Source organism: Plantibacter sp. CFBP 8804, from assembly GCF_014841225.1.
Lineage (GTDB): Bacteria > Actinomycetota > Actinomycetes > Actinomycetales > Microbacteriaceae > Plantibacter > Plantibacter auratus.
Map to the genome: position 1 here is coordinate 1 of NZ_JACYTU010000034.1, position 4243 is coordinate 4243.

The window sequence follows — 4243 nt, forward strand, 5'->3', positions numbered from 1 at the left end:
CGCGCTGAACGCGAGAGCGCCGACCAGGGCGAGGCCCGCGAGTGCGCGGACACGTGTTGTCTTGAACATTGTTCTCCTCTTTGAGACCCGCGGTCCCGACGATGGGTGCGGCGTGAATGTGACGTGCGTGGTGCTGCGGTGACGCAGGTGGTCGGTGATTGTTAGCGATCACATTTGCGTTGTGCTGAACATTAGCCACGGCTCGAACCGGTTGTCAACAGGCAATGTTAGCCCTCACAATTCTTCCGGAGCGGCCTCCCGGCGGCGCCGTCGCGCGCGCTAGAGTCAGGTGATCAGCGGACACCCCGGCCGCGACCACCTCGATGGAGAGTTGCAGATGACCTCGCCCACGCCACTCGTGCAGTTGCGCGGTGTCTCCGTGAGCTTCCCCGGCGTCAAAGCGCTCGACGACGTCGACCTCCGGTTGTTCCCCGGTGAGGTCCACTCCCTCATGGGCGAGAACGGAGCGGGGAAGTCGACCCTGATCAAGTCGCTCACCGGGGTCCATCGGATCGACAGCGGAAGCATCCTCCTCGAGGGACGAGAGGTGTCGTTCTCGAGCGTCGCCGACGCCCAGGCGCACGGGATCAGCACCGTCTACCAGGAGGTCAACCTCCTCCCCAACCTGACCGTCGCCGAGAACATCCTCCTCGGCCGCGAACCACGCCATGCCTGGGGAGGGATCTCGGGGAGGCGCATGCGCGAGCGCGCCCGCGAACTGCTCGCCGTCGTCGGACTCGACATCGACCCGGCCTCGCAGCTCTCCGCCCACCCGCCGGCGATCCAGCAGCTCGTCGCGATCGTCCGGGCGATCGCCGTGCGCACCAAGGTGCTCGTCCTCGACGAACCGACCTCGAGCCTCGACAACGACGAGGTCACCGAACTGTTCCGGGTCATCTCGATCCTCAAGACCGAGGGCGTCGCGATCCTCTTCATCTCGCACTTCCTCGACCAGGTCTACGAGATCTCCGACCGACTCACCGTGCTGCGGGAGGGGCGTCTCGTCGGGGAGTACCTCCCACACGAACTGCTCCGGATCGACCTCGTCCACAAGATGATCGGCAAGGAGCTCGCGACCTTCGACGAGATCCGACGCGGGCTCGACACCTCCGACGAGGGCGACGCCCTGGACGGTGAGGACCCGTTCGTCGCGGCGATCGGGCTCGGGCGCCAGGGTGCGATCGAACCGATCGACCTGAAGGTCTACGAGGGCGAGATCGTCGGCATCGCCGGCCTGCTCGGCTCAGGACGGACGGAGCTCGCCAGACTCCTGACCGGCGTCGACCGGGCCGACACCGGCTCGGTGGAGGTGGCCGGGAGGGCCACCCGCCTCGGATCCCCGCGTCGCGCCCTCAAGCAACGGATCGTCTACGCGTCGGAGAACCGTCGCACCGAGGGGATCATCGGCGACCTCAGCCTGCGCGACAACATCGCGCTGGCCCTCCAGGCGGACCTCGGGTGGTTCAGACGGATCCCGCTGCGTCGGCAGAACGAACTGGCCGAGAGCTACATCCAGGCGATGGGTATCAAACCCGCTAATCCAGATGCCCTCATGAAGGAGCTCTCAGGCGGGAACCAGCAGAAGGTACTCTTGGCGAGGTGGCTCGCGCTCGCTCCTCGGCTGCTCGTGCTCGATGAACCGACCCGAGGCATCGACATCGGCGCCAAGGCCGAGATCCAGAAGCTCGTGACCCGGCTCGCCGAGAACGGTCTGTCGGTCGTGTTCATCTCAGCCGAACTCGAGGAGGTCCTGCGCATCAGCCACCGGATCGCCGTGCTGCGCGACCGACGGAAGGTCGCCGACCTCCCGAACTACGACCTCACCGTCTCGAAGCTGCTGGCCGCGATCTCGGAGGGGCCGGACGAGGCCCCGCCGGAACCGATCACGACCGCCGACGACGAGAGGGGACCGCGTGGCTGAGCCGTCCCGTCATGCGACGATCTTCGACGTCGCGCGGCTCGCGGGGGTCTCGCACCAGACCGTCTCACGGGTGCTCAACGACCTCCCGAACGTGCGCCCGGCGACGAAGGCGCGGGTCGACGAAGCGATCAAGCAGCTGCGCTACGTCCCCTCCCCCGCCGCCCGGACGCTCGTCACGAAGCGATCCCGGACCATCGGCCTCATCGCCACCGGCGGCACCGAGTTCGGGCCCTCGTCCTCGGTCCTGCACTTCAACGCCGCGGCCCGCGACGCCCGCTGGTCGGTCTTCACCGCGAACATGGTGGACAGCGACCCGGGTTCCGCGCGTGCAGCGGTCGAGGGGTTCCTGCGCCAGAACGTCGAGGGGATCGCCGTGATCAGCGCACGCGAGGGGGTCACCGACATCGTGGCGGGGATGGAACTCAGCGTGCCGCTCGTGGCTCTGCACGCCACGCCACGTGCAGGTATGGTCACCGTCGGCGTCGACCAGTACGTCGGCGCGCGTGCCGCGACCGCCCACCTCATCGGGCTCGGCCACCGGCGCATCGGGCACCTCGCCGGACCACCGGACGCGATCGACGCCCGCGAGCGTGAGCGCGGCTGGCGAGACGAACTCGCCACCGCGGGTCTCGTCGCGCAGGTCGTCGGGACCGGCGACTGGACGCCGACCTCCGGATACGCTCTCGGCCGTCAGCTGGACGACGAGGTCACCGCGGTGTTCGCCGCCAACGACCAGATGGCCCTCGGGCTCATGCACTCCCTCACCGAGCGCGGACTCCGGGTCCCGCTCGACTTCAGCGTCGTGGGGTTCGACGACATCCCCGAGGCGGAGCACCTCTCACCGCCGCTCACCACCGTGCGGCAGGACTTCGAACAGGTCGGCCGGACGCTGCTCGCGACCCTGCTCGACCACGTCAACGGAGAACCCCCGGGAGCGGTGCCACCCTCGGTACCGGAGCTGATCCTGCGTGACTCCACGGCGATGGCGAGTGCCGACAGCCTGGCGAAGCGCCGAGTGACCGCGCGCTGAGCGGTTCCCCGTCACTGAGCCTCGCCGGTCCCTGAGCCGCCCCTCCTCCGGTCCCTGAGCCTGTCGAAGGGCCAATTCCCAGGTACCCCGCCCACCCCCTGACCTACACTTGTCGGAGCAGGGGGAGTACTCCTTCGCGACATGCTCGTCAGTACGGATCCGCCATCGGGTCCCGGGGTGTCGGCTCTCATCGAGAGTGGAGAAGACCGTGTTCCGACCATCGCGTCGGAGTCCCGTCCTCGAGCCCCTGGAGCCACCATGGCCGTCACCCCGCTGATCTGGATCATCACCATCGGTGTCACGATCCTCTTCTTCGTCTACGAGTTCTTCGCGCACGTGCGGAAGCCCCACGAACCGACGATCGCCGAGTCGGCACGCTGGTCGATCTTCTACGTCAGCCTCGCCCTGCTGTTCGGCGTCGGTATCGGCCTCGTCTCCGGCTGGACGTACGGCGGCGAGTACTTCGCCGGGTATCTGACCGAGAAGGCGCTGTCGATCGACAACCTGTTCGTCTTCCTCATCGTCATGGCCGGGTTCGCCGTCCCGAAGGCGTACCAGCAGAAGGTGCTGATGATCGGCATCATCATCGCCCTCATCATGCGCGGCGCGTTCATCGCCGTCGGCGCCGCACTCATCGAGAACTACTCCTGGATCTTCTACCTGATGGGCGCGCTGCTGCTGTTCCTCGCGTACCGCCAGGCGTTCGGCAGCCACGAGAGCGACCCGGCCAACGGAAAGGTCGTGGGATTCGCCCGCCGCATCCTCCCGATCACCGACACCTATCACGGTGACCGACTCTCGGTGAAGATCGACGGCAAGCGCTTCTTCACGCCGATGCTGCTGACGATCGTCGCGATCGGGTTCGTCGACCTCGTGTTCGCTGTCGACTCGATCCCCGCGATCTACGGCCTCACCGAGGAGGCGTACATCGTGTTCACCGCGAACGCCTTCGCCCTCATGGGCCTGCGCCAGCTGTTCTTCCTCATCGGTGGCCTGCTGGAACGTCTCGTCTACCTCGCCCAGGGTCTCGCCGTCATCCTCGCCTTCATCGGCATGAAGCTCGTGTTCCACGCCCTCCACGTGAACGAGCTGCCGTTCATCAACGGCGGTCAGCACATCGACTGGATCCCCGACATCCCGATCTGGTTCTCGCTGCTCTTCATCGCGGTGACCATCACCGTGGCGACGGTGGCCTCGCTCGCGAAGACCCGCCGTGACGCGCGGGCCGGCATCGAGCGGTAGGGGTCGACCGACCGCACATGCGCTCCTCTGCTGAGCGCATGTGCGGTCGC

General features: G+C 67.2%; 3 protein-coding genes. All 3 read left to right on the plus strand.

Annotated elements, in window-relative coordinates; all coding sequences use genetic code 11:
- Positions 1 to 337: 337 nt before the first annotated feature.
- Positions 338 to 1921, plus strand: a complete 1584-nt coding sequence (locus IFU11_RS19885) for a sugar ABC transporter ATP-binding protein (protein ID WP_124768367.1) — start codon at positions 338 to 340, stop codon at positions 1919 to 1921.
- Positions 1914 to 2951: a LacI family DNA-binding transcriptional regulator gene (locus IFU11_RS19890; RefSeq protein ID WP_192020094.1), complete on the plus strand. Its 1038-nt coding sequence runs from the start codon at positions 1914 to 1916 to the stop codon at positions 2949 to 2951. Before IFU11_RS19885 ends, IFU11_RS19890 begins: the two co-directional genes overlap by 8 nt.
- Positions 2952 to 3209: 258 nt before the next feature.
- Positions 3210 to 4193 carry a TerC family protein gene (locus tag IFU11_RS19895; protein WP_192020095.1) on the plus strand — a complete coding sequence of 328 codons (984 nt, stop codon included), beginning with the start codon at positions 3210 to 3212 and terminating at the stop codon, positions 4191 to 4193.
- Positions 4194 to 4243 lie beyond the last annotated feature (50 nt).